The sequence below is a fragment of the Dokdonia sp. Asnod1-B02 genome, assembly GCF_045063955.1.
Lineage (GTDB): Bacteria > Bacteroidota > Bacteroidia > Flavobacteriales > Flavobacteriaceae > Dokdonia.
The window spans coordinates 112,750-125,799 of sequence record NZ_JBEFNW010000002.1; the positions used below are offsets into that span (position 1 = coordinate 112,750).

The following is a 13,050-nucleotide window of genomic DNA, read 5'->3' on the forward strand; positions in this document are numbered from 1 at the left end:
TTTCGGTGAAGTTAGTTTAAGCTATTACTTCACTATTAATACTAATTGATAAGTCTTCTGCCTAAGCAGATTGTTATGTTGTTTTTGTTACGCTTTCGCGAAAGCGTAATTAATCAATACTATCTCTTTCTGAAAATACCTCGTTTAAGAAAATAGAATCTGTACTTATAGAGTCTACTTCTTCTTCCATAAACACATCATCATTAAAGTCATCTTCATACTCCCAGTTGTTATCTGTACTGTATGCGTCATTTGTAAGATCATCAAATGCTCCTGTCATACCAGCAACTCCTAAAAATGCAAGTGCTCCTATCACGATAAGTAAAAACAACCCATTTAAAATGATGGAAATAATATTAAGAACGCGTGCTATGGAAACGTTGCTCCTGCTCGACTCAGAAAATTCTTCTGGGTTTAAGCGATATAGTTTCATGCTCTTATTTGCCATCACAAGTCCTGCGATACTCAATCCTAATGGAATGATTGCTGTAAATCCATAACAGCAGCAACCGGCAATACCTATCACTAGGCCAACGATTCCTAATATTAATGCAGACGGATCTGCAGGTAATTTATTTTGCATATTGATGTTTAGTGGTCTAGCCAGCTTTGATAATAACTCTCGTCTGCAATTGCCATGGCATCTTTACAAACCATAAGTGGTTTAAAAGTATCTACCATTACTGCAAGCTCTTCTGTCCCCTCTTTTCCTATACTTTTCTCTGCAGTTCCTGGGTGCGGACCGTGAGGAATACCTGCTGGGTGTAAAGAAATATGTCCCGCCTCTACATCTGTACGGCTCATAAAATCACCATCTACATAGTACAACACCTCATCACTATCTATATTACTATGATTGTATGGCGCTGGAATACTGAGCGGGTGATAATCATACTTTCTAGGCACAAAACTACAGATTACAAAGGCATCTGTTTCAAATGTCTGGTGCACTGGTGGCGGCTGGTGGATGCGACCAGTTATAGGTTCAAAATCATGAATTGAGAATGCATATGGATAATTATATCCATCATATCCTACTACATCAAAAGGATGAGAAGCATATACCATCTCAAAAATATCGTCTTGCTTTTTAACCTTGATTAGAAACTCTCCTTTCTCATCGTTAGTTTCTAGCTCATACGGCTGTCTTAAGTCACGCTCACAAAATGGAGAGTGCTCAAGCAGTTGACCAAAATAATTACGGTAACGCTTAGGAGTATAAATAGGTCTGCGCGACTCTACTATAAAGAGTCTATTATCATCCGTATCAAAATCTATCTTGTAGATAACTCCTCTAGGAATGAGTAAGTAATCTCCATATTTAAAATCAAGATTTCCTAAGTGTGTGCGCAGTTTTCCGGTGCCTTTATGAACAAATATAAGTTCATCTGCATCCGTGTTTTTATAAAAATAATCTTGTGTGCGTTCTTGAGGGGCTGCAAGTATGATAGTACAATCACTGTTAGTAAGTACGGCTTTCCTACTTTCTAAATAATCCTTTTCTGGCTTTATTTGAAAACCACGAAAACGATACGATTGCATGTTATTTTCCTTTGCAATTTCTGGTTTTACCGAGTATTGCTTTAGTATTTCCTTTACTTGCGTAGGTCTATGTACGTGATAGCTATTTGTACTCATCCCGTCAAAACCTATGGTACCAAACAATTGTTCGGAATATAATGAACCATCTGGCTTACGAAACTGAGTGTGACGCTTATGAGGGATATCTCCCAACTTATGATAAAAAGGCATTGTTGTGTTTTTAGATTGTCTTAAAGTTACTCAAAATCAAGTAAAGCAATCTATTCTGGGTTCCTCTTTATGAGGAAATTAAGAAGTATAGGTAAGTTTATCCAGCCTTGTGCGTTCATGAGCGTAAATATAGGGGATTTTTACCGTGTTGTAAAAATGGAATTTAGAAAGTTCTATCTGGATGAAACATAGTCATATCCATACTAGGTGTTACCTCATCTATAATTTCTTGCACTAGTTTACCTGTACTAGGTCCTAACGTCCACCCCATCATTGCATGACCGGTTGCAATAGTGAGGTTTTTACATTTTGAGCTTTTACCTATATATGGAATTCCATCTGCAGATACTGGTCGCAAGCCACAGGCAGCACCAGCTTTTTCTTCTGCTGTAATATGCACTTCTGGAAAATACTTATTGACACCATCTGCAATAGAGTCTACTCGAGCCTTATTTATTGTATGATTGATTCCAGCGATCTCCATCGTTCCCGCAAAACGGGTAAATCCATTCATTGGAGTTATTGCCACTTTTGCTTCTGCAAGTATAGATGGATAGGTAATTCCTGTTTCTTTGGTGGTTTGGACACGATATCCTTTTCCAGCCTGAAGGAGTAGGTTGATGTTTAGCTTTCGCGAAAGCGTACTTGTCCAACTTCCAGCTGCCATCACAACCTCATCTGTTTTAAGAACTTCTTTATCCGTCTTTACACTGGTGATTTTACCATTATTGACTTCTAAATCAATCACTTTCTCCTCTTGTCGAATGACAACACCTTTTGATAAAAGATGCGCTTTCATTTCTGCCATGAATTCGCCAGGAGTGCTGTGATGATCACACTCAAAATACGAGGCGCCCACGATATCAAGCGTAGCATCTGGTATCATCCTCTTAACATCTTGCGCAGTAATGGTTCTTGCACTTAGCCCTTCTTTTATTGCAATTTGTACAAGTTGGTCCTCGTGATGAAGTGTTGCTTCTGTCTGGCAAAGCATAAGCAATCCTTTTTTTTCTAAGTGAAAAGAAAATCCTTCTTCTTGCTTGATCTGATGATATAAATCACGGCCCAGCACCGCAATTTCTTTCATTACGGGAACAGCGCTATTTACATGTTTCTGAGTACACGACCTATTAAAAGCTAGCGACCATTTTAAGAAATCTGTATCAAGACGTGGCTTAATATACAGCGGACTCTTTTTATTAAACATCCACTTTATTCCTTGCCTCATGACTCCAGGAGCTGCCAGTGGTACGAGATGACTAGGAGACATATACCCAGCATTTACATAACTCGCGCCGCCATCCATTTTAGATTGATCTATTACCGTGACTTGATGTCCAGACTTTTGTAGAAAGTATGCACAACTTAATCCTATAATCCCTCCACCTATGATGATAATTTCTTTTGACATAAATACTTCTTTTACCCAATGCTATATTACAGAAAACCCGAATGCATAAGGATCTTCCTCATCTATGGTAATGGTATTATGTCCATATATTCTTGCCCATCCTTGTATGCTAGGTATAATGGCCTGTTGAGTACCTGTCAATGTTTCTTTTGTTACACGACCTATAAATTTTGAACCTATAAAACTCTCGTGGACAAAAGGCTCTCCTACTTTTAATTTCCCTTTTGCATATAATTGTGCGAGACGAGCCGAAGTTCCCGTACCGCAAGGGCTCCGATCAATTGCTTTATCTCCATAGAAAACAGCATTACGCCCATCTGATGTTGCATTTATAGGGTTACCCGTCCATAACATATGAGTGACATCTCTTATGGTCTCATTTTCTGGATGGATAAACTGATTAGGATATTTCTCATTAATACGCTCACGCACTACTTGACTCATTTGTATAATCTGACCAGCCGTAAACTCGTGTACGCCAGCAAAATTCTTTTGTGAATCTACAATTGCGTAGTAATTCCCTCCATAAGCAACGTCAAACGAAATTTCGCCGAGATCTGGGCAATCGACGGTTAGATTTTCGGCAGCTAGAAAAGAGGCTACATTAGTGAGACGTACCCATTCTACTTTATCACCAGTTTGTTGGTATTCAATTTCAACTAATCCTGCTGGGGCTTCCATTTTAATAATACCAGGCACTCTAGGTGTGATGATCCCTTCTTCTATTGCAATTGTTATCGTCCCGATAGTTCCGTGACCACACATAGGCAAACATCCTGAAGTCTCTATAAAAAGAATAGAGAAATCATTTTCAGGATCATGCGGAGGAAACAATATGCTCCCGCTCATCATATCATGACCGCGTGGTTCAAACATCAATCCTTTGCGTATCCAGTCATACTCTTTAAGAAAATGCTGTCGCTTCTCGCTCATAGTTGCTCCCTTTAGATCTGGCCCACCATGAGCGACGAGTCTTACGGGATTTCCGCAGGTGTGTGCGTCTATACAAGTAAAAGTGTGTTTCATATTAAATAGGTGCTAACTATTTTTTTCAATCCAGTGTTTCACTCGTCTATCAAGTATAGCGAGTGTCACCGTTCCCTGCTCTAAGATTATCTCATGAAACTCTCTAATGTCAAACTTAGCACCTAGCTCCTTTTCTGCTAGTGTTCTCAATTCTCTTATTTTGAGTTCGCCCATTTTATAGGCAAGCGCTTGTCCCGGCCATGAGATATATCTATCTGTCTCGGTATTAATTTCATGTATGGAAAGTGCCGTGTTTTCAGACATATAATCTACCACTTGCTCCCTTGTCCAGCCTTTTGCGTGTAATCCTGTATCTACTACAAGTCTGCAAGCACGCCACATCTCATAAGTCAATTGTCCAAAACGCTCATACGGTGTTGTATACATTCCCATTTCGGCAGCGAGGTATTCGCAGTACAATCCCCATCCCTCACCGTATGCATTTACATACATGTTTTTTCTAAATGTTGGGATGCTATCGCCCAGCTCTTGATTAAGCGATCCTTGTAAGTGATGCCCAGGAACGGCCTCATGAACTGTAAGTGATGGCAGCACATACACCGGACGACTAGGTAAATCATAAGTGTTTACCCAGTAATATCCAGGATTTGTGCTTCCTTTTGCACTACCTACATATCGCCCTGTTGTATACTTAGGAGCAATTGCGTCTGGTACTGGCGCCACTCCGTATGGTTTGCGAGGTAAGGTTTTAAAAAACCGTGGTAATTGTGCATCTGCTCTTTTTGCCATGTCACGAGCAATCATAAGTAGTTCCTCTGGAGAAGTGGCGTAAAACTGTTTATCTGTGCGCAAAAATTGTAAAAAGTCTGCAAAAGAACCTCCGAAGTTTACTTCCTCAATAATTTTCTCCATTTCGGCTTTAATGCGAGCAACCTCAGCGAGTCCCTTGTTGTGCACCTCATCTGCAGTGATATCTAGGGTTGTATAATAATTTATACGGTTTTGATAATATGCTTTTCCATTAGGTGTTTCAGAAATACCTAGTGTAGTTCGTGTTTTGGGAAGATATTCTGTTTCAAAAAATATTTTTACACGCTTAAAAGATGGAACAACCTGTTGTTCTATTGCGCTTCTAGCAGCTACCAATAGCGAATCTCTTTGCGCGCCCGATATTGAGCTTGGTAATTTTAAGAATGGTTCATAATAGAAGCTATCCTCATAGTCAGATACAATTTGTGAATCATACGTACTCTCATATCCATTAAATATTACGCGCGGCTGTGAGACACCTTTTGCTACTCCTTCTCTCAACAATGGCAAATATTGATCTACTACTTCTGGTAACGCTTTCAGCTTATTGAGGTATGAAACAGCTTGCTTATACGTACTTATGGGACGCACCATATAATTCCAACTACTGTGGAAACCCGAGTCTGATAACAGCGGGTTTAGATAACTTTCGTATTCGTAATAATCTACCGTTTCCTGAAGTTTAAACTTCAAGAGTTCTAGAGATATACGTTCTGTCTCAGACAAAGTTGATGGTGATATAGCCTGTAGTTTTTTAAGTTGCGCTTTCGCGAAAGCGGACTCCTTTTCAAACCGTTCTTTTGAAAACACACCCATGGGATGTTCATCTGCTAAATCATCTTGCCACTTGAACTCCTGACTATCTTCTATAATTTTTGCAAGCTGCGCCAAAGAATTCTGAGCGCAAACATTCATTGAAATACAAAAAACGAGCAGTATAATTATATGCTTCATAAGATATTATTTTAGATAATCTGGCAACAGCGCCGAAGGAAAGTCTTGAAAACTAAAAGGTCTTACCCAACGCAAAATACTATGATTTCCTACCGCCGTAAAGCGACTATCTGTACTTGCTGGATATGGTCCTCCGTGTGTCATACCATCTTCTACCGCAACTCCTGTGGGAACTCCGTTATAAATGATGCGACCTACCTTGTCTTGTAAAGCTAGTGTAATATCTTGTAATGTGGCAACCTCTTCATCTTGAGCGATAAGAGTTGCCGTAAGCTGCCCTTCTAGATTTTTTATAATCGCTAACTGTTCTGCTTCATCTTTTGCAAGCACAACCATAGAAAAGGGACCAAAAACTTCTTTGTGCAACTGAGAATTTTTTATAAAATCTACTCCATTTACTACCGCCAGTGTGGGAGCTGCATGGTTTTCTTTACTGCTATCTGTACTCATCACAAAATTAACTTCAGGTACTTTTGCCATTTCTTTCTCTCCGCTACTATATCCAGCCTTTATACGTGGATGCAACATACACCCTTCCTCTACCTTGCTCAGATTATTTGCTAGATCTTTAACAAAAGCCTGAGCTTCATCACTCGCGATTGTAATAATAAGTCCAGGGTTTGTACAAAACTGACCAACACCTTGGGTTATGGAACCTGCATATGTTTCGGCTATTTGAGAGCCTCTATTACTTAAAGCCTCCTGCGTTATAATCACAGGATTTATACTTCCCATCTCTGCAAAAACTGGAATAGGAGTATCTCTTTGTGCAGCGAGATTATACAGTGCACGACCACCAGTATGACTACCCGTAAATCCAACGGCTTTTATTACCGTGTGTTTTACGAGTTGCTCTCCTACATCAATACCTGCACTATTAAGATTAGAAAAAACACCCTCTGGCATTCCTGTTTTTTGTGCAGCTTTTATAATTGCTGTTGTCACCATCTCTCCCGTACCTGAATGCATAGGATGTGACTTTACAATAACAGGACAACCGGCTGCAAGCGCACTAGAGGTATCACCACCAGCCGTAGAAAAAGCCAGCGGAAAATTACTTGCCCCAAAAACAACTACAGGCCCTATAGCAATCAATGCTTTTTTAAGTCCGCTGGTGTTACCAACTCCTATAGGATTACGCCACTTGTCTTGTGACACTAGCTCTGCAAACATTCTAAGCTGCCCTAAGGTTCTGCCTAGCTCTCCTTGTGCCCTACCTTCTGGCAGACCGCTTTCTTGCGTATACATATCTGTAAGATCTGAGCCAAGAGCCTCTATCTCGTTTGCAATAGTATTTAAAAAGCTTGCGCGTTTACTTCCTTTTATTTGACTGTAGGGATGAAAAGCGTTGTGAGCAAGCGCGCAAGCTGTGTCTATTTCTTGTTGAGTAGCCTCGTAAAATACGGTTGGATTTTCCTTATTTAATTGAGGATTTATAGTTTTATAGGTAACGGCGCCCTTAGCACTCTGTGTAAAACCTATTTGATTCTCTCCTGTAATCATAATGCTTTAATTTTTTGCTGGTGCAATACTACGTTTACTGGTTTATGCACTGTAATTGTAGATGCCGGATACTTTTGTAATAGATGCTCTGGTCGTATTGGTCTTTTCTCAAAACCACCTCCGCAGTTAGGACATACTTGTAATAATATATCATCTACACATTCTTTGCAAAAGGTACATTCAAAAGTGCATATCATTGCATCACTAGCATTATACGGCAATTGCTTATTGCAATGTTCACATGATGGTCTTATCTGTAACATTATAAGTTTTTATAGGCAGGTAAACTAGGTCTGCTAGCCAGTCCACTTTTAATTATTTGTAAGACATGTTCTCTCTCATCACCAGAAAGTGGCAACCTAGGTTTACGCACATTCTCTGTTCCTATCCCAGTGTGGACTTCTGCAAGTTTTATGTTTTGTACCAGTTTAGGATTTATATCTAATTCTAGTAGTGGTAAGAACCAGCGATAAATCTCAATTGCTTCTTTAATTCTACCAGCCTTTTGTAATTCATAAATAGCCACAGTCTCTGCTGGAAAAGCACATACTAAACCTGCGACCCAGCCATCTGCTCCCATCAACAATGACTCTAGCGCTAGTGTATCAACACCAGTCATTATTTTAAGCCTATCTCCAAAGTTATTTTTAATGCGTGTTACATTAGAAATGTCACGAGTACTTTCTTTTACAGCTTGAATATTATCCTGTTTTAACAAGGACTCAAACATGTTGAGCGTGACCTCTATTTTATAATCTATAGGGTTATTGTAAATCATAATAGGTAAGCTAGTACTACTTGCAACGTCTTGAAAATAAGTAACCACCTCTGCGTCTCCTGCATTATATCGCATAGGAGGAAGCATCATAAGACCACTTGCTCCGTCTTCTTCGGCTTTGTGTGCAGCAGCTATGGCGCCTTTTGTAGATTGCTCGGCGATGTTTATCATGACGGGTACACTACCTTTTACAAGTTTTACCGTCTCCGTAGTAAGTGTGCGCTTTTCATGGTCTTCCAGAGTGCTCGCCTCCCCAAGTGTTCCGCCTAGTACAATACCATGAACTCCCGCATCAAGTTGGGCTTTGATGTTTACAGCAAACATGTCAAGATCTAGCTCGTCTTTTTTTGTGAATTTTGTCGTTACCGCAGGCATGACACCTTTCCATTCTATGCTCATAATGATGTTATTTTGGTCAAAGATAATGGCGCCATAAGCTTAAGATTAAATACTGTTTTATCCATAAATAATAGTATATTATCCAAATTAATGTGACTTGCTAATTAATTAAAACAAAAAAGTACCTTTATATATGCGTGTACTTCCTTTTAAAATTCCGAAGCCTAGCAATGCTGCTATTCTATTTCAAGTAGATCAAGGTGTATTATACAATGCACTCCATCATCATGAGGAAATCCAAATAAGCTACATTAAGAAAGGAACGGGAACTCTAGTGGCAGGAGATACTGTTCATTCATTTTCGGCTGGAGAGGTAATTGTTTTAGGTAGCTTTCAGCCCCATGTATTTAATAGTGACACCGCAGATTGCTTGATGTATTCTGTGTTCTTTAGTGCAGCATCTTTTGGCGATACGTTTTTACAACTAGAAGAAGGAAAAGGTATTGCTGATTTTAACGCTTTCGCGAAAGCGGGATTTAAAACATCCGTAACTCCTGAAATTGACTCTTTGTTCCAACATATAAACACGGCTCAAGGAATGCATAGACTAGGGCATTTTATAGACCTAATTACTGTCTTGAAAATCAAGAAAAGCATCTCGCTCTCGACGTTTATCTATGAACGTCATATTTCTGAAAAAGATGGAAAACGCATGAGTGCAATCTTTGACTTTACACTAGCAAACTACAAGCAAGAGGTGCATTTAAATGATCTCGCATCACTCACATCTATGACGCCTCATAGCTTTTGCAAGTACTTTAAACAGCGCACAAACAAGTCATATTTTAGTTTTCTTACTGAAGTTCGCATTGCACATGCCTGCTCCTTACTAGAAGCTCAACAAGAAATTTCTATAGCAGATGTTGCAGATCGCTGCGGTTATAAGACCCTATCGCATTTTAATAAAAATTTTAAGAAATTGATGAAAATCACTCCAAGCGCCTATAGAGATAAGGATAGGACGTAATTATTTAAGTGTTTCTTTTCTTAGATTTTTATAAAAATGTTAAGAAAGCTACGATATAATATCTCATATCTTTACATAAACAACCTAGACTAACCAAAAATGATTGATACTCCACTACGCATACTTATTGTAGAAGACCTAGTATCTGATGCTTTTCTCGTACAAAAACAGATTAAACGCTTTTGTAACAATGTTGAGATCAGCATTTCAGACAAAGAGCTTTCACTCGCTGTGGCTCTCAAACAGTTTTTACCAGATATCGTAGTAAGTGACTTCAACCTTGAAGGATTTACTGGGTTTGACGTAATTAAACAAGTCAAGGAATTTAATAGTGAGATCCCAGTAATTATTATTACAGGAAACCTCAACAATGAAGAGAAAGCAGCAGAGCTTATCTTACAAGGGGCTTCTGGATTTTTCTTGAAAGAAAACCTTCAAAATTTACAACAAAAACTACAACCGCTTTTTGAGAAATTTATTTCAGAAAAGCAGGAGCTTATCACACGTTTAGAAAGACAACGTGAAAAAGATGCTAGAGAGCGCGAGCTTACAGATTACTTGCGTCATCATGACTTTGAAGCTTACGAGCACAAGGAAGCAATAGAATCACTTAAAGACAAAGTTCTCAAATTTTTATCCATAAAATAATCTATGGATACTACCGAATCTAAAAATATAGTCAGGTCACTTTACTTAAGTTTTTTTTCGACACTTGCTGTAATTGTTTTAGTTACGCTCTTATATCTCGCGTCACAGTATTCTCAAAAATGGATTGTTCATACAAATGAAACAACCACTCAAATACACAATGTATCTGAGACATTATTGAAAGCTGAGAGTATGCTGCGAGGGTATTTAATAAGTAAAGACCCTGAGTATCGCATTGACTACAAGGTTCAAATAGCAAAATTGAGAGGTGAGATAGATCAACTCGAAATAAAAACGCTTGAAAATCCTTCTCAACAAGAAAACTTAAGAAAATTTGAGGCGCTAGTAAATGAGCGCATACTGGGCATGGATAATAATATGGAGAATTATGTGCTCCGTACTCCAGAAGAAAATAGAAAACGCACCGGAAGAACAGAAACCTTGCGCCTTATAGACGCTATTGATAACATGAGAGACATCATGCTTATTGAGGAAAATGCATTGCTTCTTGAGCGTAAATCTACATATGATACCATTTATATTTTAAGTCTTATAGCATTATCTATAGCGCTGCTATTAATGCTATTTAATGTTTACGCCGTAAGAAAAAGGCTTATTCCGCTATTTACAAAGCTTGCCGAAAACAATGATGCCCTTACCGAGTTAGTTCACTCACGAGATCAAGAAATTGCTCTTAAGGAAGCGCAAATGGAAATGAATGAAGATCTCATTCACCAGATGGAGGACAAAAACAAGCAGCTTAATCAATTTGCCTACATAGCTTCTCACGATTTGCAAGAACCTCTGCGTACCGTAGATAACTTCATTGCACTTTTTGAAGAAGATTATGGAGACAAATTAGACGGCGAGGCTGCAACTTATTTTGACTTTATAAAAGGCGCTACGGCACGTATGAAGAGCCTCATTACCGGCTTACTTAATTACAGTAGACTAGGCAGGTCTGGCACTCGCTCAAAAATTGACCTCAATAAACTTTTAAACGAGATTAACGTAGATCTAAGCACACGCATAGAAGAGAGTGAAGCGGTTATTACTAACGATACACTCCCTACCGTATCTGGCTATCCAGTAGAACTACGACAACTTTTTGTAAACTTAATTACAAATGCCATCAAATTCACTCCGCCGGAACGAGCTCCAAAGATCCATATAAGTGTAAGCGACTCGAGACTTTACTACACGTTTAAAGTTTCTGATAACGGATTAGGCATTAAGAAAGAGCACTTAGATAAGGTATTCAATATGTTTACACGCCTTCACAGTGCAAAGGAATATGAAGGGACAGGCATAGGTCTTGCCTTCTGTCAAAAAATTGTAGAATTACACAAGGGAAAAATAAGTGTTGCATCTACCGTAGGTGAAGGCAGCACATTCACATTCACTTTAAAAAAATAATAGCATGCAACCACTAAGAGAGATATTACTTATAGATGATTCTGAGTCTGATAATTTTGTACACTCACGAGTAATCAAAAAGGCTAAGGTTACCGCTAGAGTAACCATCAAGTATTCTGGAGAAGAAGGACTTACCTACCTTAAAACTCTTATTGATGAAGATTATCCACGCCCTGACCTAATTTTCTTAGACATCAACATGCCAGGCATGGATGGATTTGAGTTTTTAGAGCATTATGAAGAATTAGAAGATGTGCAAAAAGCAGGAGTGGTGATTGCGATGCTTACGACCTCTACATCTCCAGTAGATAAAAAGAAGGCCGAAAAGTATGACCTATTGCAGCATTTTGACAACAAACCGCTTACTCAAGAAAATCTTTTTAAAATTCTAAAAGAGCAATTCCCTGGACGTTTTGACGATTAATTCCCTTTAATTCTCGTCCATAGATTACCTAATACAGCATTCATATTTGACGTATCTGGGCGGTCTTCTGTAGCTGTGATTGTCCCGTTATTTTCCTCTAGCTTGTATCTAAAAACAAACTGAGGATTATCTGGATCTATAGCGATAAGTCCAAAACGGAGATCATTATAGATCCACTCATCTTGAATTTTCTCAAGAATATACCAACCTTCAGAAATGGTAATGAGTCGTTGTACTTGTGACGTATTGACAAGCGCTTCACTTTCTGAGCGCTTTTTGGGATATGCCTTAAAAGCAATTGGCTTGGAATCAAAGAAAGAGTAATCACCTATAAGATAATTTTCGCCTGCATCAACATTTATATTCCACAACACAGTATTCATAGGGGCTGGACGCGTTGATATTTGAGTATATGCTATGTCCTGCTGTTCAAGATTTTCAACCACCTTTTGATGCGCTACATATTTTATCACGACTGTGAGTAATAAATATGCAGTACTCATGTAAATGCCAAGGTTGTTAGTACGCTTTCGCGAAAGCGAACCACGTTTTTTAGTAGCTGCTATAAGGACACATATTAAGAAAGGAACAGTGTATAATGGATCTATAACAAAGATGCTATTAAAAGCAACTCTCCAATTAAATGGCCAAAATATTTGCGTTCCCCATGTAGTAAATGCATCTAGCAATGGATGTGTAAAAAGACCCCAGAAAAATAGCTTTGACCATCCTTGCCACCCTACATCTGGTCGTTTCTTAAGCTGATGGACAAGCCATCCAAGCAATGGAGCTGCGAGTATAGAAAACACGATACTGTGGCTAAAACCACGGTGCATCTCGGTCGCTGTGATAGTATCTGTAAGATATCTCCACACAATGTCAAGATCTGGTATCGTACCCGCTACCGCTCCCCAGATCATTGCTCTATTACCTATCTTTTTGCCAAGTACTGCCTCGCCTACTGCGGCACCAAGAACTATCTGAGTTAAACTATCCATACT

At 38.9% G+C, this 13,050-nt stretch carries 13 protein-coding genes; 4 read left to right on the forward strand and 9 right to left on the reverse strand.

The annotated features are described in order from the left end of the window. Positions 1-109: 109 nt before the first annotated feature. From ACJJVU_RS00465 to ACJJVU_RS00500, 8 genes are all read right to left on the reverse strand, one after another. Entirely contained in the window at positions 110-583 is a 474-nt protein-coding gene (locus ACJJVU_RS00465) for a CCC motif membrane protein (RefSeq protein WP_405221055.1), read from the reverse strand. An 8-nt stretch (positions 584-591) separates the two neighbouring features. Further along, complete coding sequence (locus tag ACJJVU_RS00470) at positions 592-1,752, reverse strand: homogentisate 1,2-dioxygenase (RefSeq protein WP_405221058.1); 1,161 nt, start codon at positions 1,750-1,752, stop codon at positions 592-594. A gap of 163 nt (positions 1,753-1,915) precedes the next feature. Continuing rightward, complete coding sequence (locus ACJJVU_RS00475) at positions 1,916-3,163, reverse strand: NAD(P)/FAD-dependent oxidoreductase (protein WP_405221061.1); 1,248 nt, start codon at positions 3,161-3,163, stop codon at positions 1,916-1,918. Between the two features lie 21 nt (positions 3,164-3,184). Beyond that, positions 3,185-4,189: a 4-hydroxyproline epimerase gene (locus ACJJVU_RS00480; protein ID WP_405221064.1), complete on the reverse strand. Its 1,005-nt coding sequence runs from the start codon at positions 4,187-4,189 to the stop codon at positions 3,185-3,187. Between the two features lie 12 nt (positions 4,190-4,201). Then, positions 4,202-5,914, reverse strand: coding sequence for a DUF885 domain-containing protein (locus tag ACJJVU_RS00485; RefSeq protein WP_405221067.1), 1,713 nt, complete (start codon positions 5,912-5,914; stop codon positions 4,202-4,204). 6 nt (positions 5,915-5,920) lie between these two features. Further along, complete coding sequence (locus ACJJVU_RS00490; RefSeq protein ID WP_405221070.1) at positions 5,921-7,417, reverse strand: aldehyde dehydrogenase (NADP(+)); 1,497 nt, start codon at positions 7,415-7,417, stop codon at positions 5,921-5,923. Further along, a complete protein-coding gene (locus ACJJVU_RS00495; RefSeq protein WP_405221073.1) occupies positions 7,414-7,680 on the reverse strand; it encodes a DUF1272 domain-containing protein in 267 nt (88 codons plus the stop codon). The genes ACJJVU_RS00490 and ACJJVU_RS00495 overlap by 4 nt, the downstream gene beginning before the upstream one ends. Next, positions 7,680-8,594, reverse strand: coding sequence for a dihydrodipicolinate synthase family protein (locus ACJJVU_RS00500; protein WP_405221075.1), 915 nt, complete (start codon positions 8,592-8,594; stop codon positions 7,680-7,682). The genes ACJJVU_RS00495 and ACJJVU_RS00500 overlap by 1 nt, the downstream gene beginning before the upstream one ends. 133 nt (positions 8,595-8,727) lie before the next feature. Between ACJJVU_RS00500 and ACJJVU_RS00505 the strand changes: the two genes are divergently transcribed. The 4 genes from ACJJVU_RS00505 (at position 8,728) to ACJJVU_RS00520 (ending at position 12,049) form a co-directional block, all read left to right on the forward strand. After that, the gene (locus tag ACJJVU_RS00505) at positions 8,728-9,561 is read left to right on the forward strand and encodes an AraC family transcriptional regulator (RefSeq protein WP_405221078.1); all 834 of its coding nucleotides are present in this window, start codon (positions 8,728-8,730) and stop codon (positions 9,559-9,561) included. A gap of 99 nt (positions 9,562-9,660) precedes the next feature. Further along, positions 9,661-10,209: a response regulator gene (locus ACJJVU_RS00510; RefSeq protein ID WP_013750379.1), complete on the forward strand. Its 549-nt coding sequence runs from the start codon at positions 9,661-9,663 to the stop codon at positions 10,207-10,209. Positions 10,210-10,212: 3 nt separating this feature from the next. Continuing rightward, entirely contained in the window at positions 10,213-11,625 is a 1,413-nt protein-coding gene (locus tag ACJJVU_RS00515) for an ATP-binding protein (protein WP_405221081.1), read from the forward strand. Positions 11,626-11,629: 4 nt separating this feature from the next. Beyond that, complete coding sequence (locus ACJJVU_RS00520) at positions 11,630-12,049, forward strand: response regulator (RefSeq protein ID WP_298322666.1); 420 nt, start codon at positions 11,630-11,632, stop codon at positions 12,047-12,049. On the opposite strand, the gene ACJJVU_RS00525 is transcribed toward ACJJVU_RS00520, so the two are convergent. Next, positions 12,046-13,047 (reverse strand): metal-dependent hydrolase, encoded by a 1,002-nt coding sequence (locus ACJJVU_RS00525; RefSeq protein ID WP_405221085.1) that lies wholly within the window; start codon positions 13,045-13,047, stop codon positions 12,046-12,048. The genes ACJJVU_RS00520 and ACJJVU_RS00525 overlap by 4 nt on opposite strands. Positions 13,048-13,050: the final 3 nt, after the last annotated feature.

Excerpts from the sequence above, each read along its gene's own strand:
- ACJJVU_RS00465 (WP_405221055.1), bottom strand. The coding sequence starts at position 583 with ATGCAAAATAAATTACCTGCAGATCCGTCTGCATTAATATTAGGAATC.
- ACJJVU_RS00470 (WP_405221058.1), bottom strand. The coding sequence starts at position 1,752 with ATGCCTTTTTATCATAAGTTGGGAGATATCCCTCATAAGCGTCACACT.
- ACJJVU_RS00475 (WP_405221061.1), bottom strand. The coding sequence starts at position 3,163 with ATGTCAAAAGAAATTATCATCATAGGTGGAGGGATTATAGGATTAAGT.
- ACJJVU_RS00480 (WP_405221064.1), bottom strand. The coding sequence starts at position 4,189 with ATGAAACACACTTTTACTTGTATAGACGCACACACCTGCGGAAATCCC.
- ACJJVU_RS00485 (WP_405221067.1), bottom strand. The coding sequence starts at position 5,914 with ATGAAGCATATAATTATACTGCTCGTTTTTTGTATTTCAATGAATGTT.
- ACJJVU_RS00490 (WP_405221070.1), bottom strand. The coding sequence starts at position 7,417 with ATGATTACAGGAGAGAATCAAATAGGTTTTACACAGAGTGCTAAGGGC.
- ACJJVU_RS00495 (WP_405221073.1), bottom strand. The coding sequence starts at position 7,680 with ATGTTACAGATAAGACCATCATGTGAACATTGCAATAAGCAATTGCCG.
- ACJJVU_RS00500 (WP_405221075.1), bottom strand. The coding sequence starts at position 8,594 with ATGAGCATAGAATGGAAAGGTGTCATGCCTGCGGTAACGACAAAATTC.
- ACJJVU_RS00505 (WP_405221078.1), top strand. The coding sequence starts at position 8,728 with ATGCGTGTACTTCCTTTTAAAATTCCGAAGCCTAGCAATGCTGCTATT.
- ACJJVU_RS00510 (WP_013750379.1), top strand. The coding sequence starts at position 9,661 with ATGATTGATACTCCACTACGCATACTTATTGTAGAAGACCTAGTATCT.
- ACJJVU_RS00515 (WP_405221081.1), top strand. The coding sequence starts at position 10,213 with ATGGATACTACCGAATCTAAAAATATAGTCAGGTCACTTTACTTAAGT.
- ACJJVU_RS00520 (WP_298322666.1), top strand. The coding sequence starts at position 11,630 with ATGCAACCACTAAGAGAGATATTACTTATAGATGATTCTGAGTCTGAT.
- ACJJVU_RS00525 (WP_405221085.1), bottom strand. The coding sequence starts at position 13,047 with ATGGATAGTTTAACTCAGATAGTTCTTGGTGCCGCAGTAGGCGAGGCA.